The organism is Methylobacterium sp. AMS5, from assembly GCF_001542815.1.
GTDB lineage: Bacteria > Pseudomonadota > Alphaproteobacteria > Rhizobiales > Beijerinckiaceae > Methylobacterium.
This window is the reverse complement of the sequence record NZ_CP006992.1, coordinates 4,726,636-4,751,519: the sequence shown is the minus strand read 5'-3', so window position 1 is coordinate 4,751,519 and position 24,884 is coordinate 4,726,636. Positions and strand designations below refer to the sequence as shown.

22 protein-coding genes, 2 tRNA genes and 1 pseudogene are annotated in these 24,884 nt (G+C 66.5%); 13 read left to right on the top strand and 12 right to left on the bottom strand.

Annotated elements, in window-relative coordinates:
* Nucleotides 1-2: 2 nt before the first annotated feature.
* From Y590_RS27610 to Y590_RS26640, 8 genes and pseudogenes are all read left to right on the top strand, one after another.
* Nucleotides 3-404, top strand: a pseudogene (locus Y590_RS27610) (relaxase/mobilization nuclease domain-containing protein); the annotation flags it as partial.
* Nucleotides 405-519: 115 nt separating this feature from the next.
* On the top strand, nt 520-951 hold the full coding sequence (locus tag Y590_RS27455) for a hypothetical protein (RefSeq protein ID WP_060771606.1): 432 nt from the start codon (nt 520-522) through the stop codon (nt 949-951).
* Nucleotides 873-2,885 (top strand): hypothetical protein, encoded by a 2,013-nt coding sequence (locus Y590_RS26010; RefSeq protein WP_286161798.1) that lies wholly within the window; start codon nt 873-875, stop codon nt 2,883-2,885. The genes Y590_RS27455 and Y590_RS26010 overlap by 79 nt, the downstream gene beginning before the upstream one ends.
* Before the next feature lie 337 nt (nt 2,886-3,222).
* Nucleotides 3,223-4,143 (top strand): hypothetical protein, encoded by a 921-nt coding sequence (locus tag Y590_RS21330; RefSeq protein WP_144440027.1) that lies wholly within the window; start codon nt 3,223-3,225, stop codon nt 4,141-4,143.
* An 89-nt stretch (nt 4,144-4,232) separates the two neighbouring features.
* A complete protein-coding gene (locus Y590_RS21325) occupies nt 4,233-5,654 on the top strand; it encodes an exodeoxyribonuclease VII large subunit (RefSeq protein WP_060771603.1) in 1,422 nt (473 codons plus the stop codon).
* 23 nt (nt 5,655-5,677) lie between these two features.
* On the top strand, nt 5,678-5,863 hold the full coding sequence (locus Y590_RS21320; protein ID WP_060771602.1) for a hypothetical protein: 186 nt from the start codon (nt 5,678-5,680) through the stop codon (nt 5,861-5,863).
* An 877-nt stretch (nt 5,864-6,740) separates the two neighbouring features.
* Complete coding sequence (locus Y590_RS26645; RefSeq protein WP_144440026.1) at nt 6,741-8,525, top strand: hypothetical protein; 1,785 nt, start codon at nt 6,741-6,743, stop codon at nt 8,523-8,525.
* 230 nt (nt 8,526-8,755) lie between these two features.
* A complete protein-coding gene (locus Y590_RS26640; protein WP_144440025.1) occupies nt 8,756-9,361 on the top strand; it encodes a hypothetical protein in 606 nt (201 codons plus the stop codon).
* A 202-nt stretch (nt 9,362-9,563) separates the two neighbouring features.
* Here Y590_RS26640 and Y590_RS21315 read toward each other — a convergent pair whose 3' ends face one another.
* The 3 genes from Y590_RS21315 to Y590_RS21305 form a co-directional block, all read right to left on the bottom strand.
* Entirely contained in the window at nt 9,564-10,322 is a 759-nt protein-coding gene (locus Y590_RS21315) for an alpha/beta hydrolase family protein (RefSeq protein ID WP_083530930.1), read from the bottom strand.
* Nucleotides 10,323-10,671: 349 nt separating this feature from the next.
* Nucleotides 10,672-12,579: a DUF6538 domain-containing protein gene (locus Y590_RS21310; RefSeq protein WP_060771601.1), complete on the bottom strand. Its 1,908-nt coding sequence runs from the start codon at nt 12,577-12,579 to the stop codon at nt 10,672-10,674.
* A gap of 120 nt (nt 12,580-12,699) precedes the next feature.
* Nucleotides 12,700-12,774, bottom strand: a tRNA-Gln gene (locus Y590_RS21305).
* A gap of 200 nt (nt 12,775-12,974) precedes the next feature.
* Here Y590_RS21305 and Y590_RS21300 point away from each other — a divergent pair.
* Both Y590_RS21300 and Y590_RS21295 read left to right on the top strand, forming a co-directional pair.
* A complete protein-coding gene (locus Y590_RS21300) occupies nt 12,975-13,724 on the top strand; it encodes an SDR family oxidoreductase (RefSeq protein ID WP_060771600.1) in 750 nt (249 codons plus the stop codon).
* A 106-nt stretch (nt 13,725-13,830) separates the two neighbouring features.
* Nucleotides 13,831-15,450 carry a peptide chain release factor 3 gene (locus Y590_RS21295; protein ID WP_060771599.1) on the top strand — a complete coding sequence of 540 codons (1,620 nt, stop codon included), beginning with the start codon at nt 13,831-13,833 and terminating at the stop codon, nt 15,448-15,450.
* Nucleotides 15,451-15,508: 58 nt separating this feature from the next.
* On the opposite strand, the gene Y590_RS21290 is transcribed toward Y590_RS21295, so the two are convergent.
* From Y590_RS21290 to Y590_RS21270, 5 genes are all read right to left on the bottom strand, one after another.
* Complete coding sequence (locus tag Y590_RS21290) at nt 15,509-15,700, bottom strand: hypothetical protein (RefSeq protein WP_060771598.1); 192 nt, start codon at nt 15,698-15,700, stop codon at nt 15,509-15,511.
* 89 nt (nt 15,701-15,789) lie between these two features.
* Nucleotides 15,790-16,224, bottom strand: a complete 435-nt coding sequence (locus tag Y590_RS21285; protein ID WP_060771597.1) for a tellurite resistance TerB family protein — start codon at nt 16,222-16,224, stop codon at nt 15,790-15,792.
* A 113-nt stretch (nt 16,225-16,337) separates the two neighbouring features.
* Complete coding sequence (locus Y590_RS21280) at nt 16,338-17,099, bottom strand: ABC transporter ATP-binding protein (protein WP_060772398.1); 762 nt, start codon at nt 17,097-17,099, stop codon at nt 16,338-16,340.
* Nucleotides 17,096-17,848: an ABC transporter permease gene (locus Y590_RS21275; RefSeq protein ID WP_060771596.1), complete on the bottom strand. Its 753-nt coding sequence runs from the start codon at nt 17,846-17,848 to the stop codon at nt 17,096-17,098. The genes Y590_RS21280 and Y590_RS21275 overlap by 4 nt, the downstream gene beginning before the upstream one ends.
* Before the next feature lie 19 nt (nt 17,849-17,867).
* Nucleotides 17,868-18,893, bottom strand: a complete 1,026-nt coding sequence (locus Y590_RS21270; protein WP_060771595.1) for an ABC transporter substrate-binding protein — start codon at nt 18,891-18,893, stop codon at nt 17,868-17,870.
* Nucleotides 18,894-19,117: 224 nt separating this feature from the next.
* On the opposite strand from Y590_RS21270, the gene Y590_RS21265 reads away from it, so the two are divergent.
* Nucleotides 19,118-19,546, top strand: a complete 429-nt coding sequence (locus tag Y590_RS21265) for a DUF3597 domain-containing protein (protein ID WP_060771594.1) — start codon at nt 19,118-19,120, stop codon at nt 19,544-19,546.
* 446 nt (nt 19,547-19,992) lie between these two features.
* On the opposite strand, the gene Y590_RS21260 is transcribed toward Y590_RS21265, so the two are convergent.
* Together Y590_RS21260 and leuC are read right to left on the bottom strand one after the other, a co-directional pair.
* A tRNA-Leu gene (locus Y590_RS21260) sits at nt 19,993-20,077 on the bottom strand.
* A gap of 152 nt (nt 20,078-20,229) precedes the next feature.
* On the bottom strand, nt 20,230-21,639 hold the full coding sequence (gene leuC, locus Y590_RS21255; RefSeq protein ID WP_060771593.1) for a 3-isopropylmalate dehydratase large subunit: 1,410 nt from the start codon (nt 21,637-21,639) through the stop codon (nt 20,230-20,232).
* A gap of 275 nt (nt 21,640-21,914) precedes the next feature.
* Between leuC and Y590_RS21250 the strand changes: the two genes are divergently transcribed.
* Both Y590_RS21250 and Y590_RS21245 read left to right on the top strand, forming a co-directional pair.
* On the top strand, nt 21,915-22,889 hold the full coding sequence (locus Y590_RS21250) for a 2-hydroxyacid dehydrogenase (protein WP_060771592.1): 975 nt from the start codon (nt 21,915-21,917) through the stop codon (nt 22,887-22,889).
* Complete coding sequence (locus Y590_RS21245; RefSeq protein WP_060771591.1) at nt 22,886-23,761, top strand: AprI/Inh family metalloprotease inhibitor; 876 nt, start codon at nt 22,886-22,888, stop codon at nt 23,759-23,761. Before Y590_RS21250 ends, Y590_RS21245 begins: the two co-directional genes overlap by 4 nt.
* 69 nt (nt 23,762-23,830) lie before the next feature.
* On the opposite strand, the gene Y590_RS21240 is transcribed toward Y590_RS21245, so the two are convergent.
* The gene (locus tag Y590_RS21240) at nt 23,831-24,583 is read right to left on the bottom strand and encodes a sulfite exporter TauE/SafE family protein (RefSeq protein WP_060771590.1); all 753 of its coding nucleotides are present in this window, start codon (nt 24,581-24,583) and stop codon (nt 23,831-23,833) included.
* 44 nt (nt 24,584-24,627) lie between these two features.
* Nucleotides 24,628-24,876, bottom strand: coding sequence for a hypothetical protein (locus Y590_RS21235; RefSeq protein ID WP_060771589.1), 249 nt, complete (start codon nt 24,874-24,876; stop codon nt 24,628-24,630).
* Nucleotides 24,877-24,884: the final 8 nt, after the last annotated feature.

Sequence of the window (24,884 nt, the reverse complement as noted above, 5' to 3'; positions counted from 1 at the left end):
GCATGCCCAAGCGCCTCGATGGCGCGCCGGTCGCTCGGCAAGTAGCTCAGCTGGCCGCATACATCGACGGTGGCACGGGCGGAGCGGAGCGCGGCGATATCCTCGCCCAGGGCCAGCTCCATCTCATCGCCGACACACGCACGGGACAGGTCGCGGAGATAATCGCCACCGCGATGGGCGCCCCCCGCGCCCGGGGCCCGATCGAGCACATCGTGCTGTCCTGGCGGGCCGGTGAGCAGCCGACGGTCCGCCAAATCGAACAGGCACTCGCGATCCTACTCGAGGAGACCGGCCTGCGCGGTCACCAAGTGATTTGGACCCTGCATCTCGGCGGATCCGGCAACCAACACCTGCACGCGCTGATCTCGCGCGTCGCACCGGATGCGGACAGGCCGACGCGGGTCGCTTTCTTCCACAACGCGATCGGGCGCGCCGTCGCTCGGATCGAGCACGCACAGGGCTGGCAACGGGAGCCCGGCGCTCACCACGAGGTCCTCGAGGAACGAACAGGAGAGCAGCATGTCATCCGGTACCGGACACACGGCGGGCGGGGCACCGACGATGCCCTGGGTCGAGCGAGCGGCGCGGGAGGCGCTCGGCGCGCATTGCGAGGCCGCGGGGGCGCATCAGGACACGGGCGAGATCCTGAAGATGCTGCGGGAACGCGACGAGGAAGCGGACCCGCTCGCGGCGATCTCGGAGGGGCAACTGCTGACGATCGAGCGGCAGGCGAAGGTGCTCGATCTACTCCGGACGGTGCTCGCGGTCGTCAGCGAGATCCGGACCGGACAGGACGGGCATGGCCTGGAGATGCAGGCCCTGCGTCTGGAGATGCAGACGCTGGGGACGCAGGTGCAGAGACTGCAGACGCGGTGCGACGAAACTTACGACAGGCTGGTGCGGGCAACGACAAGGCCCGCGCAGTCCGCCGACTCGCCGAAGCCCGCCTGAGCCACGCCGCGCGTGTTCGGGCCGCCGCGGCCCGGCAGCTCGATCCCGGTGCCGATCCGGACGTAGTCAGGGCCGAGCGGGTCATCGAACGGCTGCGCGCGGTCTCGGCACCGACGCCGGAAGCGGCCCGCGCCCGCCTCGTCGCGGCGGTCAGCGCCCGGCAAGCCCACCGCGCGACAGCGTCCGCGCCGCTGCTCGCGCGCAGCGTGGAGCCGAGCGATGTCCTGCCGGCGGGAGCGGCGAGAGCCGAAGTGTACCGTGGCGAGGAGAGCGCCGCGCGGCGGGTGATCGAGATCGCCGGTCCGATCGTGACGCGGTCCCGCTCGTGGGCCGACCTGCATAGGAACCTCGCCGAACACGGCATCGCCTACGCCGCCCAGGGCTCGGGCGCGGTGTTCATCGTCGACGGGATCGTGCTCAAGGCCTCGACCTGCCGCGCGGCCAGTCGGGCCCGCTTGGAGGCGCGCCTCGGCTCGTTCCAGCCGGGCCCGGGAGGCGACGGTTCGACACCGCCGCAGGGCCATCGCCGGGCACCGGCAGTTCCGTCGCCACGCGCCGCGCCCGGCATCGATCCGGCGCTGTTCGCCGTCGCCCGGCAGGCGCAGACCGCGGCCGATGCAGCGCGTGAGACGTACGATGCGACCTACCCGGAACTGAACATCGCGCCTCTGCTGAAAGCCGCTGTCGTCGGCCCGGCCCCGCGCGCCGCCCCGAGCGCCCGCACGCTGGCGCGGCGGATCGGCAAGCCACTGCCGCGCCTCGCTCCGGTGCGACAGCCGGAAGCAAGCGGCTCGAACCTGTCCGGCCTGCTCGCATTCTATGACGCGGGGATGCAGGCCGAGTGCTACCGGGTCGTGGCCGAGCGCACCCGCTCACCGGCTTCCTCCGATCAGGACGGACGGCATCGACCGGTTCCCGACCGGCTGGTCCAGCTGACGCCGCGACCGATGGTTGGGATCGCCGCCGGCCGGTCGGCGCTGGAGCAGGCGGCCGGGCGGGACAGTGCCATTTATCTGATGCCCTTCTCGGACGAGCGGCACCACGTCGTGCTCTCGGGGCTGCAGATCGAGGATGTCGTCCGATTGCAGGCGGCGGGCTTCGCTCCGGCCCTGGTGCTGGACCGGCGGGACGGGCGCCACGAGGTCGTGCTCACCGCACCGAACCGGAACCGGCCTTACGAACAGGCCGCCTTGGCCGAGGCGCGTGAGCATCTCCGGCTCAGCCTCGGCCTTGGCCGCACAGGCTTCGGCCTGCGCATCGACGCGGCCGAGCGCCCAGGCACCGCTCTGCCCGGTACCGAGCGTCACGCCCCCCGGATCTACGCGCGGATCGTGACCGCGACGGGGGCGACCTGCGAGCGGCTGGGCCGTCTCATCCTCCGCTTCGTCGCTGTGTTTGCCCGGCGTTTCGGGCTCGGTCCGGGCTCGTGCCTCGGCCGCGGCGCGGACCCGGACGATGACACGCCGCACGCCGACGCGCCGCTGTACTGGGCCCACCGCGCCGACCTGCTCGCGCGCTGGCAGGGTCGTTGGCCCGATCCCTCGCGGGTCGACGCACTGATTGCCCGCCGCCTGCGCAGCACCGGGCACAGCGAGGCCGCGGTCGCTGCCCTCGTTACCGCCTGTGCGCCGGGTGTTCCGCGCATCGGCCGTCGGGCCTGGACCGGCTATGGCCGGCGCGCGGCAGCCCATGCCTTCCGCGACGAGGCCGACAGCTGCTGGGCGTTCGACCGAGCGACACCGGCGATGTGGGCCGAGCTGGAACAGGCCGTGAAGGCACGCGCGCGGCCGGACAAGCCAAAGCCTACACCCTCGCCTGTACCGCCGTTCGTCGGACCGGTGCCTCTCCCGCCGAGAAGCGAAGCCAGGTTGGGTACGACACGCAGGAGATCGAGGAACGGCCGTGGTGATCCGGAGGGCCCGGGGGAACGGTGAGATCGGCGCTCAGAGGGATTGTGGACACGCTGCACCCGAGGGCAGGGCCGGCTCAAGGCGGAGCGCAACAGCCTTCGTCACTCGGCGCCGCGATGCCTTGGACACAGGCCCCCGACAGCACGCGCGCACCTGCGTTGGATATCACGGAAGACGGAAAAAGACCTGCGCACCCAAGCCGTTGCTCGGGTGCTGAGGGAACAGGAATCGAAGGGGAAAGGGCGAAGGCACTTTCGCTAAAATCCCGGGAAGGACGGGTGACGGAGGGCGGCGCTCGCACAGCGTCCGCTTCGCGTCGGCGAGGCGTCTTCGACCTCCTCTCTGATTACGGACCCTTGAAATGACACATCACGACATGCCCGCCGATGCGGACGCGACCGCCTGCGCGCTCGAGCCCACCGGCTTGTGGGTACGCGCCACGGCGAGCCGGCCCCGCCGTCACCGCGACGGCTGGCTGTTCGACCTCCAGGCGCTCGACCCAACGCGCAGCGGTCGGCTTACCGCCTTCATGTCCGCTGACTTCACACAGAGTATTGAGGAGGCATCGGGGATCCTGTTGCATGAGGAGGATCTCGTCGGCGACCACACCGTCCTCCTGACCCTCACCGTCGATCCGCTGCTCGGCTTGACCGGGCGGATCATCGGCTTGGATCGCGGGCTGATGCTGAGAGCTTGGGCCGAGCGGGACGCGCAGGCGCGAGAGGCGCTCGACGCCAACGGCATATGGGAACGACAGCGCGAATTACCGATGCCGCGCCGATTGCGCCGCGTGTTCTTGATCGAGCCGGACGACGGCGCGCCGCACGCGATCGCGGACGGTCTCACTCGATGGCACGAACTCGGAATGATCGCGCTGATCCGCCACCCGCTCGCTTTTGAGGAGCCGGGTTCGGTGGCGGCGCTTCACCGCGCTCTCGATGCCGCGGAAGGACAACTCGAGTGGGGCACGCTCGACGCGGTCATCGTCGAACCGGGCACCGGCTTCGCCTTCCGCTCCCTGTCGGACCCGGGGCTGGCCCAGCGGCTATGTACGTTCCCGGTGCCGATCCTGACGCGACGGACGCGGCCGGTGACGCTGCTAGACGGGCTCGCCTTCCGCAGCTTCGACACCGCACCCGAACTCGCCGCGCTGCTGATCGAAATCCTGCAACGCGAACTGCGCGAAGCCGATCGGCCCCGCCTCGAGGCGATCGCCCGCGAACTCCAACCGGCACCGGCGGCCGAGGACCGGCCGGCCAACGGGGGAGCGCTCTTCGACTGACGCGCTCCCGTCCACAGTCCCGGCGACCGCATGACGGCCGCCGGGCCGCTCGCCCCCGCCATTCACACGACGACACACGAACGGACACGATGCGACATCACCGATTTCCCGCCTGGAAGGACACGCCGCCACACCAGCCTCATCCCGGCGGCGACGCGCCACCGCGCGCCCGTCACGACCGCGGCAGCGCACTCGAACCCGACTCACTCTCCGCCGACGTGCACGAACTGCGCGACGTGATCGGCTGGCTGCGCCAGCGGCTGCGCGGCGAACACAGCGTGCGGGCCTGCGTCCTCACGGTCGAGGCCGCCGGTCCCGACAGCTATCTCCTCTTGCTCGGCGAAGCGCAGGCGAGCCTGAGCTACGATCCACCGCGCCTGAAGGTCCGTCTCGATGCCCCCGAGCTCGTCCTAATCCGAGCGGAGCATGGCGTTGACTTCGATCCGGCCGACCTCGTCAACCGTACCATCGCGGTTCAGTTACGCACCGGCCTGCGTCAGCGGTTCGGCCGCGGAGCCGGCGTCCAAGCCAAGCTCATGGCCCTGCTCTCGCTCGGGCAGATCCCGCTCGAAGCAGACATTGAGCGCGAGTGCACGCTGCAGCGCCTGAGGCTCGAGGGAGCCCGTTTCGGGCCGGACAACTGGGTCGAGCCGGAGGATCTCCATCATGTTGCGCTCGTCGTCTCAGAGCATGGCGAGGCGCGGCGCGACGTCGAGCACGTGCTGCAGTCGCTCGAAGGGGCCGGCCTCCTCCGCCTCCACCGGGTGTGGGCCAACTTCGAGGGTGCCGGGGCCGAGCGCACGTTGGTCGAAGCGTTTACCCGCGTCAGGAGCCTGCATGCCGAGTACGGCCTGTCGGCGACCTTGGTCTGCCGCGGCGGTGGGCCGATCGAAGCATTCCGTCCGCTCAACAGCTACGCGATCGCGCATGCTGCGACAGCAGATCGGGTGCCGAACCTGATCGTCGGCCTCGGCCATGCCGGCACGCCGCGCACCGCCCTCGATGCAGTGGCGGCGCGCTCCGAGCCGACTCCGACGGCGGCGGCGATGCTGGTGCGCCACCTCGTCGAGCGCACCGGGCTCCGGGCCGAGCGCGCGCTCGCCGCTTTTGAGGCTGCGATCGAGGAGGATCTCGGGGCGGCCAGCCGCATCGCCCTGGCACGAGCCACGACCGCCTTCGACATGGCGCTGCAAGATCTCGTCACCGCGGCCGAAGCACGACTGCGACAGCTCGATCGGGCCGTCGAGCAGAGCCTACTGCTGGGATTGAGCGCGGCAGTCGGCGGGATCACGCGGAAAGAACCAGATGCCGATCCCGTCGAGGTGGATCCTCTCGGTGACACCGAGGACGACGCAGCCCTGAGCGCAGCCCTGGTGCTGGTGATCGCGACCGATACGGGCTGCATCGTCACCAGCGCCCAGGATCTCTCAGCGGGCCTGCCGCTGCTGCTGCAGTTCCCGGACGGCGCCGTACCGGTCCAGGTCGAACCTTTCTCTTTCACCGCCCACTGACATCGAACGAGGACACCGATACCATGACCCACTTCCCTGACACCCCGAGCTTCCTGGCAGCGGTCAAGCGCATCGAAGCGCTGACCCAGGAGATCCGCCGCGATGGGCTGGCCGCCTTCGAGAAGGCGGAAGCCGCCTATGCCGAGGTGCAGAATCTACGCGCCGTACTCAACGCGCGGATCTCCGAGCTGCGCCGCCGCAGCGCGTAACGGATAGCACAGCCACCGCCGATGAGCGTTCATCGGCAGTGGTTGGGTGCGATTACACCGCGAGGTCAGTTGGCGAAGCCCCTACCGCACAGGTATGAGCACGGTCCAAAATCCCAGAAGCGCGGAACCGCTTCTGGACGAGGATGAGAGCGGCAGAGGCAGACCGCTGATCCGACTCAGAGAATTGCGAGGCTGGCCATTGGGTGCTGCGCCTCCTGGCCAAATGTGGGCGCTCCTCACAGCGTGGGGGAGGGCGGTAAGAGGACGTTCAGCACAGTACAGGTGATGGGCATCTTTCGACCCTTCTCGGGCCCTGGGAACGTCTGCTTGCTGACAACTCGACTGGCGTCGAAAGCCCTGATCTGACCGAGAGCAGCATGTCTGCTCTGAAGGTGGTTCGCCGCAAAAGCGGACGATTCTCTCTCGATCCAACTCAGCCGTACACCCGCTGCTAGCCGGCTCCAGACAGTAGACGTCCGTCCCATGGACAGCGTTGCGTCCACCAGCAATCGCATCACCGCCCTCCCGTCTCCCGAGCAATCGCGAAATGCGCGATCAAGGCGTGATGACGGTCGAATCAGTTGACCTGTATTGATATTGCGCGTTTTTCCTCATTTATCTTTTTCAACGTCAAGGCAATAACAAATTTTTTACGCGTGACAAAACACAAATCCGTCCATAGAATAATCGCAACAAGCGATTCTCGGTGATATAAATGTTGCGCGGATTGTTTTTCAGCTTAATATTTACAGTATTCGCTACAAACGTCCATTCCGAAATATCTAATAACTCTCTGTTGGTAAGCGAACAGATAAGATCTGCGTTACAACAAATTAAATCAAAATCGTCGCTGAAGTTCAATTCCACATCTGATCACATGGCTATCAACGCCGCGCGTTCGGAGTTGCAAAAAATATCAAAGATTGGCGTGGCCGCATCCATCGGCGAGCGTGCAATGAACCTCGCAATTGCGCAACAGCTCGGATCCGACGGCAAATTCAAAAATCCTAACTTCAAGCTCGCTCGCCAAACGGTGGACGGATTGATCCAATATCGCGGCCCGCTGACGCTTTCCGGGCTTGGGACATTCGATGCCGCCGCCGATCTCCATGCCCGAATGGCGACGGCGGTACAGGTCGACTCCACCCAACAATCACTCAACTTCAAAATCGGCTTTTCCGTCACGGCGCTGGAAATAGCGGGCTTGAAGATCACACGCGACGGGAAGCCCGCATCAGGCGTCCTGATGGGGCTTACCGAGGCCGCAATCAATGGAATCCTCCGGCCGGCCCAAGAGATGCTCAATCGTCTCGAATTGCGTCTGCCTTCGACGTTGTCCACGAAGATAGACTTGAAGCCTGGTAACAATAATGGGATTAGGACGACATTTGAACCGAGCTACATCGGGCTGACGTTCAAGATCTCTGGCCTATCCCACGTCATTGACAACGGACGGATCACCGCTGTGCTACAGGAAAGTGGCGCACCGAACAGTCCTCCCGCTCCGGCGAGCCCGGCCGAATTTGAGACGCTGCGCTCGGAGTTCCGAGATAAGCTTACGTCCAATGGAGTTCTCTGGATGGACCAAGGTGAGGTCTCGGCGTACGTAGACCGGGACGTCATCAAAGCCGTGACTTCAAGGATCTTGTCGACTGGGCCAATCTGCATGTCGGCCACGGCGTACGATGCTTCATTCCCGTTCAGCGAGAAAGTTAAATTACCGGCTTCTCAAACAATCGACTGCACCCCCACCAAGGACTGCACGCCCAAAAAAGAATGTCGCCAAAACATTGAATGTGCTCAACGGGAGGAATGTAGACGCTGCATAAAAGTCTTTGGCGATAAGCACTGCATAAACGATCCCGGATGTGAGCTACGAAAAGTCAGCAGAAAGGGTGCGTGCGAGGCTCAAAAGGAAGCGCTGAGGCAAAAGTGCGAGGCGGTGAAGAGCGCAGAGAAGCTGGCCTGCGAAGCCACGAAGACTGGTGAGAAGTTTGCGTGCGAAGGCTTCAAGGAAACATATGACGCTATCCGCCGAACAGGTGGGGACTATGCAAATGTCGAAAGCAAGGACCTGCGGCTCTCTGGTGATGCGAAGATCTGTGCCAGCGATTTGTCGTTTTCTCCGGCGGACTTGCGCCTAAGCGGTAAGCTGCAGGTTCTGGCGAATGCGCGAGCGGTTGGCCACGTCAAGTTCACTCCACTGAACGTGTTAGGGCATATAAGTTGCTTTGCGCCGGTCTCTAAAGCGCTGGTGGCCTCCATGGCCGTCCCTCCACAGACCATCGACTTCAAGACGGTTGCCGGCATCGTGAACAATAGCTCCCGGGCGTCCCTGGAAACCAAGATATCCAACCCCATAAAGATCAGGTTCCCGGTCGCGGCTCTCGTGGCACAGCTCGCGACCGACCCTCAGTTCACCGTTACGTGCCCAATTCCAGGAACGTTGGCCAGGATACGAGCCTTTACACCGGATTCATGGTGGCCCAAAAAAGCTCGAGGAGACGTGGACAAATCACTCCCTGACCTAAATCTAAACTTCGATATCGTTAAGAAGCCGCCAACAGTAAATGGTCTGCAACTTGACGGACAGTTGAAGTCAAATATCACTGGTATTGGCCTCGTCCTTTCGATCTCGAAAAGACATTATGGTCCCATATAAACTAAAGTTTATTCATAAAATAAAATATCAGATGTGTCTTGGTATTGCCACATCGGCCGCGCTTGCCACGATCTTCTGTCAGAGACCATTGTTGATCGAACGCACTTATCATCAGTCAAATTTTTAGAGTAGATTTGATTATTATTTGATGAAGAATGAATAGTAACTGGTGGTTCTAAGAGATAAAAATCTTTACTATCTGCGCAATGTAAAGGGAGTATATTTCAGATATGTTGTCTTATCTTTCCGCTGAAGCGGGGTTCGTTCGGGCTTTCGGCAATCGGACGCTGCTTCTAATCTTCCTGTGTGCCTTGACAAGGGTGGGCGTGGGGAAAGCCGACCAGACACCTAAGGGATCGGCGTTCGGGATCTCCGTGGACCTCAATCCAGGGATTCTAGCCGTGTACGGTCCACTGCTCGTGTTGCTGCTGCTGATCGGCTTGAGGTCGGAAAGCGACATCCTCCTAAACTCACGCGAGGCCGTGCTGACCGAGGCGAGCAAGCTTCCGGCGCGCGTGCGTCGCGTGAACCGAGCGATCTATGTATTGTTTTGGACTCCTACGGTAGCAGCAATCTTTCTGGTCGTACAGTATTATATCAATGTCGTGCCGTACGTCGAAAACATGCCGAACCCTTGTGATTACGAACGCATTTTTCAGTTTTCCGACGAAAGGTACTTGAAAGGCACAGCCTCGATTTATTGCTTAAATAATATCCAAATCGGTATGCCTTGGATTTATATACCGTTTCAAATATATGTCTACATACTTGTTATAGCAGCTTGCTTTTATCTGACAATGAAGATTGTCAAAGATTGGCCGAAGGCTCGAGGATGAGCCCGGCTGGACCAGACTGACCCTCAACTGACGGAGATCGGTTGCTTGCTGAAGTAGAGCTTGGCCATCTTCCTCAGATTCTGCGCCGTTGCGGCCACGAGGAACTTGTCGCGGACCACGTTGGGCCCTCGTAGTTCTGGCTGAGATGGGCGCAAAACGGAACGTCTGCTTTCGGGAGCTGAGCTAACTACCGGTCCCCACCCTAAGCGGTGCCCAGCGCTTGCCGCAGGAACGTAATGAGCCTGCGGTGGTGCTCGTTCTCATCCTCGCCATGCGGGTTATGGTCCTGACCCGCCAGCAGATGCACTTCGGGGGTTCGCGCTGCCCGCAGCAGGCGTGCTTCGAGCCGTTGCGTCATCGCCACTGACCACATCGCATCTAGCGTGCCGTGACTGAGGAACAGGGGGCCGGCATACCGTTCGATCTCGATGGGCATCGTCGGCAGCAGAGCGTCTGACGAACCGCGCCACGTCCAAGCCCGCTCCGCCGGGTCCCAAGACCGCCATCCGGGATCTCCGCTATCCCGATAACTCGCAGCGATGAAGGCACCGCAGATCACGTCCGGCGCGGCGTGCACGGCCACGGCATCAGGCAGGCCGGCAACGCCGTCCCGCACCATCAAAGAGGTAACGAGTAAGGCGTGTTCGGCTCCGCGGGAGACACCGTAGAGGCCGACCTTGCTCGACAGCGGCAGATTGTGAAGCATGGCCAAGGCCTCGGCGGTCCGGTCCAGGGCGACCTCTCGGATGTCGCCCGCGTTCCACACGTCACCTCCGACCGAATAGCCAAACGGGACGGCCAGAAATCCATGAGCCGCCAAGATGGCAGCCGTCAGGTAGCTGTACCCCGACCACGCCCCCTCCGAGCCGTGGAGAACCATCACGGTCGGGAACGGCCCATCGCCGGGCGGTCCATAGGATTGCCCGAGGCCGGATAGCGGACGATTGACGACATGTAGCATCACCGACCGACCCTGACCTTGATCCTGCCCGCAAACCACCCCAAGCCGATCTTGAACGACGACCGACTCGTGACCGCTCCATGCAAGGCTTTGCATTCTTGGCATGCTCGACATGGGGCGGAGAGCGGCACCAGCTCTCTACCACCATACGTAGCGTAGCGATGTCTGACCAATTCCGCAGGGATGACGCGTCATAAGTCCCGACATCGTTCTCAGCCGCGGCAAAGCGATCGGCCCCGAGCGGCGAAGACTGCTGGTCGCAAAAGGCGGGCGCCGTGTCCGAATTGTTTGAAGTGAACCATGGGGATGGCCACCAACACAATCGGCCTGATCGCGCCCGCCTTGCCAGCTACCGGCTCGGCCGGAATGCCGGACGAGGCTCACCGCCGCGCGCCGCGTCGACCATCCTTTCGATGTCGATCGGCAGAACGAGACGATCGATCACCTCCTTGAGCATCATCAAGGTCTGGCCCTTGTTGTAACGCTTCATCTCGGAGCGTCTCGCCTGGCTCTCGTGCCCGATCAGCTCTTCGACGAACTCTTGCTGAACCCCGGCATTGCACAGGAGAGTTGTCACCGAGTGCCGGAACGAGTGGAACACCACATCCTTGCGCACGCCGTACTCCGACTTGAAGCGCTGAAACCACTTTCCGAAGGCGCTGCCGTATGCCGCGTCGTCGCCATCGTCGAGATCATCCGCTTCCTCGACGCCGGCCTCGCCTTCAGGCAACAGCAGATCGTTTTCCCGTCGGCCCTGCACCAGCGCTTCGATCAAACCCAGTCTCAGCAGATTCTGATGGAGGGGCACCCACCGGGCACTGCCCTCCGCTTTCAGCTCGAGGGTCTTCTCCCGCAGATTGAAGTGCCAGATCCCGGTCTCGGCATCCTGAACCACGTGCCGCACGCGGAGCTGGAAAATCTCGCCACGGCGCATGCCGCTGTGACAGCCGATGAGGATGCCCCAGTACCGTTCGTCGCGCGGGACGTACGGGCCTACCGTCTTCCAGCTCCGGCGGCTTCGGATCCCGGTAAACAAGGGCGCGCTGAGCACGGCGGCGAGTTCGGCATGATCCCACATCGGCCGCTCATCGCGGGCCTGGTGATGCCGCCCTCTGGTGCGCCTCAGGTTGACGTGAAGCCCGTCGAAGATCGACGGCAGGCCTCTGGCGACGACCTCGTTGGCCTGAGCCCACGGCCAGATCCCCGACAAGGCCGCGAGATGCCGGTTGAAGGTCTGCGGCTTAAGTCGGTCAACGCCGGGCTTGCCGTTGCAATGCTCGATCAGGCCGCGAATGCCGCTTCGGCGCTGGATGTTACGCCATTCGGTGCTTTTGTCGTAGTTGGCCGGCAGCGCAAGCAGGGCGCGTTTGAACTCCGCGGCATCGGCCGGTCCGTAGTCACCGAGCGGTTTGTCCCCACAGATCTCGACGAACAAGCGCGCGGTGGATCGGGCTTGGCGTTCGATCGACGCCTTCCAATCGCCGCTTGCGACGCGATCCCGACCGTAGGTCTCCCAACTCTCGCTGAACAGTTGCCGAGCTCCGCGCAGCATTGTGGGGGCTGGCGTCTTGGGCTCTGAGATCGGAGCGGGCGTGCTCCTACGGCGAGTCGCCTTGTGCAGGGGGTGGTGGGGCAGGACGACGTCGCGCAGATAGGTCAGCTTCTCCTGGGTGATCGTGATGTCGGCGTCGAGCAATGCGCGGCAAAGCGCGTTTGCGTGGGGGTATGAGTCGAGGTCGATCTCATTGCTTGCAGCGAGATCCTTTGCAGTGTCGCGAACGGAGATGAAATTGTTGAGGGACCGATCGCGCTTCAGGCCTTTCAATCGGATCTTATAAAGGCTTACCCATTGGGCTGGGTCATTGAGGGTCCCCTTCGGATCGCCCTTGGCGTGAGCGCTGCTGTCGCCGATTTCGTCTTCGGAGGCTGCGCTTTCGGAAGGAGGGAGATCCTCGGGTTCCGGATAATGCCCGATGGTCGCGATCAGGCCGTCGTGCTTGAAGGACTCGGATTCGAGGTACTGCTCCGCGAGCCTGGCAATGTCGGCACGCGTGAGCGACCGGTTGAAGCGGACAAGGGTGAACAAGGTCTCCGTCCCATCCCACAAGCGTTGCGCCATCCGTCGGGCCTCGCCCGGCGTGGCCTGCCCGAGCGAGCGCAGGATCTCACGCTGGCCGAACCGCTGGCGCAGGTCATGGGGGATGATACGGCGAAAAAAGACCGTTTGTCGGCGACGGCGGAGGTGGGTGCGGGGCAAGGCAGGAATCCCTGCCGTCCAGACAAGTGGACCTCCCGAGTGGACCTGGACGGAGCGGTCGGCCCGGGCGGGTCCGAAAACAGCCGGAGAATCAACGGTCGGCTGAGAATCTTGAGCGTTTGGCTGGGGCGCCAGGATTCGAACCTGGGAATGGCGGTACCAAAAACCGCTGCCTTACCACTTGGCGACGCCCCATCGGCTTCAAGCCGCCGGATCTCTAGACGGGCCGGGCGGGACTGGCAACTGGGTTGGACGCCTCTGCCTTGCACCGATGCGCGTTTGTGACGGGATCGCTTGGCCCCCCCGATCGGCCGAGCAGGCTCAGCGCTCCTGCACCGGATCGATGCGACGGCTTATTCTGGGGCCGGATGGCAGGAGCGGGACGACAGAGGAATATGGCGATGAGGGATCGAGTGGCGGTCGTGACTGGGGCAGGCTCCGGTATCGGACGGGCGGTGGCGTTGGGATTGGCGCAGGCCGGGTGGCGGCTGGTGCTCGCCGGGCGGCGGGGCGAGGCGCTGGAGCGGGTCGCGGCAGAACTGCCGGGCCCGTCGTTGTGCGTGCCGACCGACGTGTCCGATCCGCGCGCCGTCGAGGCCCTGTTCGCCGCGGCTGGCGAGCGCTTCGGGCGGCTCGACCTGCTGTTCAACAATGCCGGGATCTTCACCCCGGCCGCGACGGTGGACGAGGTCGCGGTCGCGGACTGGCTCGCCAGCGTCAACGTCAACCTCACGGGCACCTTCCTCTGCACCCGCGCCGCCTTCGGGATGATGCGCAAGCAGGAGCCCAGGGGCGGGCGCATCATCAACAACGGCTCGATCGCTGCCTACGCGCCACGGCCGATGTCGGCGCCCTACAGCGCCACCAAACACGCCATCACCGGCCTTACGCGCGCCACCGCGCTGGACGGGCGCCCGTTCGACATCGCCTGCGGGCAGATCGATGTCGGCAATGCCGAGACCGAGATGACGCAAAGCTTCGGGCAGGGCGCGCGGCAGGCCGACGGTTCGATCCGGCCCGAGCCCACCATGGAGGCGACGCATGTCGCCGAGGCCATCGTCTACATGGCCGGGCTGCCGCTCTCGGCCAACGTGCTGTTCATGACCGTGATGGCGACGAACATGCCCTTCGTCGGGCGGGGGTAGGGGAGTCGGCTTTGCGTAGGCGGCGCGGAACGCGTAGAGAGCGGAACACCGCCCGGTCCCCCTTCGAGACGAGCGGCCGACCGCCCCGCGGCGGCCGGTGCCCGCCATGCTGATGCAAACAGACGCCAAATCCGCCGATGCGAAGACCGATCCGGTCGCGCGGCGGCGCACCTTCGCCATCATCTCGCACCCGGATGCGGGCAAGACCACGCTGACGGAAAAGCTGCTGCTGTTCGGCGGCGCGATCCAGCTCGCGGGCGAGGTCAAGGCCAAGCGCAACCGCGTCTCCACCCGGTCCGACTGGATGGGCATCGAGAAGGAGCGCGGCATCTCGGTCGTCACCTCGGTGATGACCTTCGAGTACGGCGATTGCGTCTTCAACCTGCTCGACACGCCGGGCCACGAGGACTTCTCGGAGGATACCTACCGCACGCTGACGGCGGTCGATTCCGCCGTGATGGTCATCGACGCCGCCAAGGGCATCGAGGCCCGGACGCGAAAGCTGTTCGAGGTGTGCCGGCTGCGGGACATCCCGATCGTCACCTTCGTGAACAAGCTCGACCGCGAGGCGCGCGACCCGTTCGAGACGCTCGACGAGATCGAGAAGACGCTCGCCCTCGACGTGGCGCCCGTGACCTGGCCGATCGGGCTGGGCCGCAACTTCGCCGGCACCTACGAACTCGGCGGCAACCGCGTGCGCCGGCTCGACGCCGCGGACGATGCCGGCACGATCCCGGTCTCGGGCTTTGGCGACCCGCTCTTCGACACGCTGCTGACGGAGAACGGCGCGGCCGATGCGTGGCGCGAGGAGGTGGAGCTCGCCGAGGGCGGCCTCAAGACCTTCGATCTCGAAGCCTTCCGCGAGGGGCACCTGACCCCGGTCTTCTTCGGCTCGGCCCTGCGCAATTTCGGCGTGCGCGACCTCATCGACGGGCTCGCCCGCTTCGCCCCGCCCCCGCGCGGCCAGGAGGCGGACAAGCGCGCCGTACAGCCGTCCGAGCCGAAGATGACCGGCTTCGTGTTCAAGATCCAGGCGAACATGGATCCGAACCACCGCGACCGCATCGCCTTCATGCGCGTCTGTTCGGGCCAGCTCCGGCGCGGGATGAAGGCCAAGCTGGTGCGCACGGGCAAGCCGATGTCGCTCTCGGCGCCACAATTCTTCTTCGCCCAGGACCGGGCCATCGCCGATGAGGCCTATGCCGGCGATGTCGTCGGCATTCCCAACCACGGGACGCTTCGCATCGGCGACACGCTGACCGAGGGCGAAGAGCTCGTCTTCCGCGGCGTGCCGAGCTTCGCCCCCGAGATCATGCGGCGGATCAAGCTCACCGACGCGATGAAGGCCAAGAAGCTCCGAGAAGCACTCCAGCAGATGGGCGAGGAGGGCGTCGTGCAGGTCTTCATCCCGCAGGATGGCTCACCGGCCATCGTCGGCGTGGTCGGCGCGCTGCAGCTCGACGTGCTGAAGGAGCGGCTGCAGGCGGAGTACGGCCTGCCGATCGACTACGAGACGACGCGGTTCTCCGTCTGCCGCTGGATCGAGGCGGAATCGGAGGTCGAGATCGACCGGTTCGTGAACGCCCACGGCTCGGCCATGGCGAGCGACCTCGACGGCGCGCCGGTCTTCATGGCCACCACCGCCTTCTCGCTCCGCTACGAGGAGGAGCGCTGGGAGAAGATCCGGTTTACGGACGTGAAGGACTATCAAAAGCGGGCGGCGTGAGCGGCGGGGCCCGAGTCCCGGCCCGGCGCCGACACCGCTCTTTCCGCGCCGGCGGCGCTCACTCGTAATCGAAATCGAGCGAGCGCTCGAAGGCGATGGCGCTCATCTCGCGTCCCTTCGGATCGGCGACGGAGATGTCGCGAAAGCCGCGTCCCGCCAGTTCCCAGGTCTTCTCGAGCGCCTGCTCGTCCGTGCCGCAGGCAAAGGCCAGCGTGCGGCCCGCCGGATCCGTTCCCGTCACCTTGTACATGGCCGCGCTCCTGTCCGAGCCGTGAAGATATGCTCGGCGCCGTCGGGGAGAAGGGGCGGAGCGCGTTCCGTGCGGCAGGGCCGTCAGCCTCAGCCGAGCAGCGCCGCCTTGTCCACGTCGAGCGCCCGGGCCAGCTCGTCGAGCACCGCGTGCTCGCTCTCGGTGATGCCGCCCTTGTCGGCCACGTCCGCCGCGATCAGGAAGACGTGCTGGCGCTGTTCGAGGGGACGGTCGGCGATGGCCGCGACGTGCTGGCTGTTCTCCAGGCGTCCGGCGCGCAGCTCCGCGCGGGCGAGCGCCTCGAACAGCGCCTTTTCCAGGGTGAGCGTGTCGTAGGATTTCTGAAGGATCGGGTTGGCCCGCATACTGACGAGGGCCGCCTCGATCTCCTCGTCATCGGTGTCGCCGTCGGCAACGATCACGTTGGCCGCGGCGGAGACCGCCGCCTGCATGAAAACGGAATCGCCAGCGTAGGACATCACCACCCGGTTCAAACGGACGAGGGCGTCCTGAAAAAACCCCATCTTGCAATCCCCCCAGGCGCCCGGCCCCTAGCGCGCCACCCGACCCACGGCGCCAGCCACGATGGTTCCAACGCAGGCAGCCAACCGTCAAGATGGCAAGCTTGACGGATCCCTCACAGTTCCGCCGAGCGCCGCGATAGTTCCGCCCGCAGGTGGCGCGCCGCCTCGACCAGGGCCGCGTCCCGGCGCTGGCGCGGGCGGGGCGGAGCGAGGGTGACATCCGCCGCGATCCGGCCGGGGCTGCCCGCCAGCACCACGACCCGGTCGGCGAGATAGACCGCCTCGTCGATGTCGTGGGTGACGAACAGCACCGTCTTGCCCGTCTGCGCCTTGATGCGCTGGATCTCGTCCTGAAGACCCTCGCGGGTGAAGCTGTCCAGCGCCGAGAACGGCTCGTCCATCAGCAGCACCTCGGGCTCGACCGCGAGGGCGCGGGCGATGGCGATGCGCTGACGCTGCCCGCCGGAGAGCTGGTGCGGCCAGCGGCCGGCGAGGTCGGACAGCCCGACGAGCTTGAGCATCGCCGCCGCCCGCTCGCGGCGCTCGGGCTTCGACAGGCCGTGCCGCTCCAGGCCGAAGGCGACGTTGTCGATCACCCGCCGCCAGGGCAGCAGCCGCGCGTCCTGGAACACCAGTGCCATCGGCGTGCGGGTTTTCTGTGGATCGGTGTCGAGATGGACCGTGCCGCCGCTGGGTTTGGCCAGATCGATCAGCACGCGCAGGAGCGTCGATTTGCCGACGCCCGATTCGCCGACGATGACGAGGAACTGCCCCCGCGGCACCGCGAGATCGAGGGCGGACAGGATCTCGGTGCGCCGCCCGTCACGCTCGTAGGCGAGGCTCAAGCCCCGGATGTCGATGATGGGGCCCCTCATGCGCGCCACCGCAGCAGCCAGCCCTGCAGGGCGACGAAGCCGGTATCGAACAGGCCGTACAGCCCGGCCATGGTGAGCATGTAGACCACGACGATGTCGGTGGAGAGGAGCGAGGAAGCCTGCATCATCCGCGCGCCGATGCCGGGCACGCCGAAGATCTCGGCGGCGACCACCGCCATCCAGGCTTGGCCCAGCGCCGTGCGCAGGCCGACGAGAATGCCCGGCGTGGCGGCCGGCAGGAGAATCTTGGTGAGGCGCGCGAGAGGCCCGCGGAAGCCGAAGGCCTGGGCCACCTCGATCAGGTCGCGATCGACGCCACGCACGGCGCCTTGCGTGGCAAAGAACACGATCCAGAACACGCCGATGGCAATGATGAACACGGCGGCCGAGGGCTGGACGCCGAACCAGATGATGGCGAAGGGCACCCAGGCGAGGCCGGGAATGGGGCGCAGCAGCCGCACGATCCCCGCGGTCAGGCTGTCGAACCAAGCGGACATGCCCGTGGCCAGCCCGAGAGCCACGCCCGCGAGCGCGCCCGCGCCGAGCCCGACCATGTAGTGGCTCAGACTCTCGACGACCGCGGTCGGCCAGGCACCGTTGGAGATCTCCCGGGCGAAGGCCGCCGGGATGGAGGAGGGCGGCGGCAGGAAGGCCGGGTTGATGAGGTCGAGCCGGGGTGCGGCCTCCCAAAGGGCGAGGAAGGCGGCAAGCCCGACGACCGCCAAGGCGGCCGAGCGGAACGAGGTCATGGCGTCAGGATCGTGGAAATCAGGGCTTCTTGACCGCGTCGAACGGCTTGGCGTCGAACAGGCCGTCGGTCGGCGCCTCCTTGTCGAGGGTGCCGATCGAGACCTGATAGGCCTGCATCTTCTTCGTCGCCTCGATGATCGTGCGCGGGTCGGCAACGAATTTCGCGGCAGGCGACGAAAGCGCCTTCTGGATCGTGGCGACGTCCGTGATGCCCTTGCCGAGCGCCGCCTCGACCGGCGGGGCGGCGCGCGCCGGATCGGTCTTCAAGAGGTCGGTCGCCCTGACCAGCGCCGAGACGAGGCCCTCCACTGCCTTCGGATTGGCGTCGGCGAACTTGCCGTAGACGGCAACCACGGTGCCCGGCTGATCGGGAAACATCTCCCCGCCGGTGGCGATCAACGTGATCTTCGGGTTGCGGCCCTGGACGATGGTGAGCGCCGGCTCGCGGATCGAGGCGCCATCGACGGCGCCGGCCAGCAGCGCCTGCTGGGTCGCATCGATGCCCATGGCGACGATCTCGACATCGGCCTTGTCGGCCTTCGCCACCTGCCACAGCCAGTGCTGGAGGGTGGTGTTCGGCACCGAGCCCGGCGGCTGCGTGGCGAGCCGGGCGGGGCGGCCCTCCTTGGCCTTGAACTGCTTGAAGGCCTCGGCCTTGCTCGGGGCGGTCGCGAAGTAGGGCGCGAGCTTGGGGGCTGCCACGAACACCATCTCCTCGATGGCGGTGGCGGCCACGACCCGCACGTCGATGCCCTTGGTGCGGGCCACCGCGAGCGGCGCGATGCCGGCGACGTAGACGTCGATGGTGCCGGACGCGAGCGCCTGGATCATGTTGGGGCCGGACTCGAAAGTCGTGAAGGCCGGCGCCAGCCCGGCTTCCTTGAGCCAGCCCTCGCCGTTGGCGACGAAGACGGGCGCGGCGCCGATCACGGGAATGACGCCGATGCGCACGGGCACGGTCTGGGCGGCGAGTGGCACCGCGAAGGGCACGGGAAGGGCGAGAAGCCCCGCGATCAGGGCGAAGGCCTTGAACAGATTGCGCATCGAGACGGGTTCCAGGGGAGCCGGACGGCGTTCCCCATGGCACAGCGGACGCGATCTTCCAATCGCGCTTACCCATGGGCGTTCAGACGCGGCGGCACGGGGCAGGGGCAAGCCGGGCGACGAAGCTTTGCCGGCCTGCGACGGAACGGCCCTGTTCCTCGTACCGTTTACCCAGCCGAAAGCGGTATCCACGCCGCGGGACAGACGACAGGACACCCTACGCCATGAGCCTCCTCGGCAGCATCGTCAGCAAGATCCTCAATCCATTCGGCTCGTCGGAGGCGAAGGCCGGCGAGTCGTCCGCCAAGCCCTCCGAGACGCAGGCACAGCCGTCCTCCGGCGGCGGCAGCGCCCCGGCCTCCACGCCCACCAGCGGCGGAACGTCGTCGGGCGGATCCGTCGATGTCGAGGCCGTGCTCAACGACCTCGCCGCGAAGAATTCGCAGAAGCTGAACTGGCGCAGCTCCATCGTCGATCTGATGAAGCTGCTCGACCTCGATTCGAGCCTGCACGCCCGCCAGCAGCTCGCCGACGAGCTGCATTACACCGGCGACAAGAACGACTCGGCCTCGATGAACGTCTGGCTGCACAAGCAGGTCATCAAAAAACTCGAAGAGAACGGCGGCAAGGTCCCGGCCGACCTCAAGGACTGAGAAGACCGATAGCGGTCACATCGGCGCTCTCGCCGACATAAGAAAGCGGGTGGCGGGAATGAACTCCCGCCACCCGCTTCGTTTTCGAGGCCGGGTGAGGGCGGGTTTTCCGGAGGCCGGCGGATTGCTGCAGACGGCGGGCGCTGAACCGAGTGCGCTGTGCGAGGGTCCAGCGTCCGCAGGGAGAACCGGATGCTGCCCATGGTGGGCGTTATGGCGATGCGGACGGTCTCAGAACCGAGCGGCACCACGAGCGTGCGACCGATGGCGAGGTGGCGCACATCGGCAGGAATACGCTGGGTGAATTGTGGATAGGAGGAGTCGCTGCGCTTCACCGGACGAACGAGCTGAAACCGCATCTGTAGCACGCCGTTGTAGCACGGTCGGCCTAGCGTATCACTCTGTCTGGCTTTAAGTTTCTGAGTTAGTGGCTGTTCTCAGAAAATTGGTGCCCAGGAAAGGACTCGAACCTTCACCTCTTGCAAGACTGGTACCTGAAACCAGCGCGTCTACCAATTCCGCCACCTGGGCGCCGGACCGTTGCCGGTCGGCGATGGGGTTCGTTTAGGCGGCGGCGGCGAAGGCGTCAATCGCTGTTTCGCCGCCGCCGGTCAAAAACCCCGAAGCGGGGGGATTCGCGCGGCGCGAGGGCAACACGCCCGCGCCCTGCGTCGGGACGAGGCTCAGCCGCGCCACTCGCGGATATCGACGAAGCGGCCAGCCACCGCTGCGGCGGCGGCCATCGCCGGGGAGACGAGGTGAGTGCGGCCGCGCGGGCCCTGGCGGCCCTCGAAGTTGCGGTTGGAGGTCGAGGCGCAGCGCTCGCCCGGCCGCAGCTTGTCCGGGTTCATGCCGAGGCACATCGAGCAGCCGGGCTCGCGCCAATCGAAGCCGGCGTCCTTGAGGATGCGGTCAATCCCCTCGGCCTCGGCCTGCGCCTTCACCAGGCCGGAGCCCGGCACCACCATCGCCGAGACGCTGTCATGCACCTTGCGGCCCTCGACCATCTTGGCGACGATCCGCAGATCCTCGATGCGGCCATTGGTGCAGGAGCCGATGAACACCCGGTCGAGGGTGACGTCGGTCATCCGCGTGCCCGGCGTCAGGCCCATATAGGCCAGGGCCTTCTCCTTGGACTGACGCTTGTTCTCGTCCGCGATCTGGGCCGGATCGGGCACCGTGCCGAGGATCGAGACGATGTCTTCAGGGCTGGTGCCCCAGGAGACCAGCGGGGGGAGGTTGGCGGCGTCGAGACGGATTTCGCGATCGAAATGCGCGCCTTCGTCCGTGGCCAGACGCTGCCAGTAGCGGCGGGCCGCGTCGAACGCTGCGCCCTTCGGGGCCTTCGGGCGGTCCTTGACGTAGGCGTAGGTGGTCTCGTCGGGCGCGACCATGCCGGCGCGGGCACCGCCCTCGATCGACATGTTGCAGATCGTCATCCGGCCCTCCATCGAGAGGGCGCGGATCGCCTCGCCGGCATATTCGATGACGTGGCCGGTGCCGCCGGCGGTGCCGATCTCGCCGATGATGGCGAGCACGATGTCCTTGGCGCTGACGCCCCGCGGCAAGGTGCCGTCGACCGTCACCCGCATGTTCTTGGCCTTGCGCTGGATCAGCGTCTGCGTGGCGAGCACGTGCTCGACCTCGGACGTGCCGATGCCGTGGGCCAGCGCGCCGAAGGCGCCGTGGGTCGAGGTGTGGGAATCGCCGCACACGATCGTCTGGCCCGGCAGGGTGAAGCCCTGCTCCGGCCCGATGATGTGGACGATGCCCTGGCGCCGGTCGAGGGCATCGTAGAACTCGATGCCGAAGTCGCGCACGTTCTCGGCGAGCGCTTCGAGCTGCGTGCGGCTCTCGGGATCCTCGATGCCCTTGGAGCGGTCCGAGGTCTGGACGTTGTGATCGACGACGGCCAGCGTCTTGTGCGGCGCGCGCACCGTGCGGCCGGCCACGCGAAGCCCCTCGAACGCCTGGGGGCTCGTCACCTCGTGAACGAGGTGACGGTCGATGTAGAGGAGGGCGGAGCCATCCGGCTCGACATCGACGACGTGGTCGTCCCAGATCTTGTCGTAGAGGGTGCGCGGCGCGGTCATGGTGCAGCTATTCTGACGGGTTGAAGGCTCCATCGCGGAAAACGCCTCGACCGGGCCGCGGGAAACCATGCGGCCGGATCGTGGGGAGTATCCGGAAGACCTCTTGTGTAATGCTCCTCGGGCGATTTCGGAAGGGCGGCCGCGCATATGCGGCGCGCAAGATACTTTTGCGGCCCGCCCGCCCCAGCGGCTGGACCGGCGCGCGGCGCGGCGGTACTCCCGGCCCTATCCTTTGTTGACCCCTTCTTTGCCGACCTCTGGGAGGCCGTGAGCCGGTGCCACCAGCCGAGACGCCCGACATCCTGCTCATCCGGCAGACCCGCCCCGATGTGGCCGAGCGGCTTGCCGAGCGCTTCCGCCTGCACCGCCTGGAGGAGGCGCCCGACCGCGAGGCGTTCCTCGACGCGGTGGGACCGGGCATTCGAGCGCTCGCGGTCGGCGCGATGTGCCCGATCGATGCGAAGCTGTTCGACCGGCTGCCGCAGCTCGAGATCGTGGCGAGCTTCGGCGTCGGCTACGACACGATCGATGCGGTTGAGGCGGATCGCCGCGGCATCGTCGTCACCCATACGCCCGACGTGCTCTCCGACGAGGTGGCCGACCTCGCGCTGGGCCTCCTGCTCGCCACCCTCCGCCAGATCCCGCAGGCCGATCGCTACCTGCGCGCCGGGCGCTGGCGGGAGGGCAGCTTCCCGCTCACCACGAGCCTGCGGGAGCGCCGGGTCGGCATCCTCGGGCTCGGCCGGATCGGGCGGGCGATCGCCCAGCGGCTCGAAGGGTTCCGCGTGAGAATCGCCTATCACGGGCGCAGGCCGCAGGCCGACGTCGCCTACGCCTACCACGACAGCCTGCTCGGGCTGGCGCAGGCGGTCGATACGCTGGTCGTGGCCGCACCCGGCGGGCCGGGCACGAACGGGATCGTCGATGCCAGGGTGCTGGCGGCGCTCGGGCCTGACGGCATCGTCGTCAACATCGCCCGCGGCAGCGTCATCGACGAGGCGGCCTTGATCGCCGCGCTGCAGGCGGGGACGATCCTCGGGGCGGGGCTCGACGTGTTCGAGAACGAGCCTCAGGTGCCGCAGGCGCTGATCGATCTCGACCGGACCGTGCTGCTCCCGCATATCGGCTCCGGGTCGCACCACACCCGCGCGGCCATGGGCCGGTTGCTCATCGACAACCTGTTTTCCTGGTTCGACGGCAAGGGCCCGCTCACGCCGGTGCCGGAAACGCCCTGGAAGGGCTCGCGATGAGAGGCCCGACGATGACGCGCATGGCGGTTGCCGGGGCGCTCGCCGCGCTGGCTCTGAGTGCGGCCCACGCCCAGGAGAGTCCGCCCGCGCCGGAGCCGGCACCTGCCACGGTCCCGGCGGAGAACGGGGCTGGCGGGCCGACCGGCCTCGCGACCCTGCCGACGACCCTTGCAGGGGCTGCGGGCACCTGGGACCTCTCCCTGGAGGGTGGGCGGCGGCGCTGCGTGCTGACCCTCGCCATGGAGACCGGTCCGAGCGGGCGCGCGGCGCGCTTTCCCGCCGGCTGCCGCCGGGCCCTGCCGCTCATGGCCGGTATCGGCGGCTGGCTGTTCACCGGCGAGGGCCTGCGCCTCGTGGACCGGAACCTGCGGCCGGTGCTGGCCTTCGCCAAGAACCCCGACGGGATGAGCCTCGGGGCCTCCGCCGAGAGCGGCGAGCGCTACAACCTCGTGCCATTGCAGATCGCGGCGATGCTGCCGCCCGCCGCCCCCGGCGCGGCCACCGTCACGCCCACGGCGAATGCGGTGGAGAGCGACGCGCCCGCCTCGGCCGCCGTGCCGGAGAAGCCGGCGGAGGGTCCGGCTCCGGGCCTCTACGCCCTCGATCGCGCCGAGCAGAAGGATGTCTGCCGCCTCGAATTCACGCTGCCCGTCGAGGCCGGCAAGGACACGGCCCCCGTGCGGGTGATGCCGGATTGCCGCGACAGCGGGATCACGGTTTTCGATCCGGTGAGCTGGCGCTTCGCCAACGGGCATCTGACATTGAAGGCGCGGCGCGGCCACGCGGTGAGCCTCGTGGCGATCGGGGAGGGGCGCTGGCGCCGCGACCCCGAGATCGGCGTGCCCCTCGTGCTACGGAAGGTCGAGCCGTAGGGCGCGGCGGGCTGATCGTTCTGCATCATCTTTTCCCGAAAGCCGGAAACCGCCTTTTGGGACGATGCTTCAGAACAGTGGCCGCAGGGCGAGATGGAGCCCGAGGCCCAGCAGGCCGACGAAGAAGCAGCGGCGGAACACGCGCTCGCTGACGCGCCCCCGCACCCAGCCGCCGAGTGCCATGCCGAAGAGGGCCGGCACCAGGGCGATGAGGGAGGTGCCCGCAACACTGAGCGAGAGGGCGCCGCCGCCGGCAAGGGCGATGGCGAGCGCGACGGTCGAGACCGTGAAGGAGAGCCCCAACGCCTGGATCAGGTCGTCCTTGGACAGGCCCAGCGCCCCGAGATAGGGCGCGGAGGGGAACGAGGACACGGCGGTGGCCGCCGTCACCAGCCCCGTCGCCGCGCCGACGAGGGGCCCGAGCCAGCGCTCCATGCCCGGCGGTACATGGAGCCGCAGGGCGGCAAGGCCGATCACGGCGTAGGCGATCAAAGCGAGGCCGAGGAAGACCGTGGCCTCCGCGCCGTAATGTCCGTGAAGGATCCCCGCGGCGACCAGGGTGCCGACCACGCTCGCTGCCAGCATCGGCCAGAGCCGGCGCAGCAGCGTGCCGAAGCGCGGGCCCGCGGCGAGTTGCCAGACATTGGTGACGAAGGCGGGCACCACGAGCAGAGCCGCGGCCTGGACCGGCGCCATGACGAGGCTCAGCAGGCCCATGGCGACGGGCGGCAGGCCGAGCCCGACCATGCCCTTGACGAAGCCGGCGAGCAGGAAGGCCGACGCCGCCACGGCGAGGGGGAGGGGGTCCGTGGAAAAAGTCATGAGCACGTTCTGATCGGGGGAGGGGGCAAGAGGGTCGGGCAGGGTCAGTCGTGGAGCCGCATGTCGCGCAGGATCGCCTGCCGCGCGGCTTCCGCCTCGGCCTCCTTCGTGGAGAGCGGCGCGGCGGCCGGCACGGGCCGGGCGACTGCGACCGGCGGCGCGCTGCTACAGGTGCGCGGGCCGGCATCGGAGCGGGCGATGGCAACCAGCGCGGTGAAACCCGCGAGGAGAAGGGCCGCCGTTTCGAGCCGGGCGTCGCCCGAGCGGATCGTCGTCTGTGCGTCGCGTGGCATGGCCTGAG